Source organism: Photorhabdus sp. P32, assembly GCF_038085095.1.
GTDB classification, from domain to species: Bacteria; Pseudomonadota; Gammaproteobacteria; order Enterobacterales; family Enterobacteriaceae; genus Photorhabdus; species Photorhabdus luminescens.
In genome coordinates this window covers 1-350 of the sequence record NZ_JAZGJN010000016.1, presented here as the reverse complement: position 1 = coordinate 350, position 350 = coordinate 1, and the positions used below count along the sequence as shown (strand labels likewise).

Annotated in this window: 1 pseudogene; it reads left to right on the top strand. The window is 39.7% G+C overall.

The features are described 5' to 3' along the window. A pseudogene (locus tag V2H77_RS00045) lies at positions 1 to 350 on the top strand (photopexin B); the annotation flags it as partial.

Below are 350 nucleotides of genomic sequence, written 5' to 3'. Positions count from 1 at the left end.
GAAAATGGGATAGATGCAGCCACAGAATTTACAACAAATACTGTTTGCTTCTTCAAAGGCAGTGATTGTATCGATTACACGGTGAATTCACATACGATTAAACGAAACTCTATTTCAGCCAGATGGAGCATTACAGATAAATACACAGAATTCAGCACCAATCTAGATGCGGCCGTACAGAGAATATATTCTCGTATTGACCTCTTCAAAGGAGGTTATTATATCCGGTTTAACCTAAAATCTAATGCTATTGATTATGGACCGGCTCCCATTTCTCATTATACCGGAGGTCCCTTCAACAAAATTCAAGCCGCAGTATCAGTTGATCCCGATTTATTAGGCAGTGACCG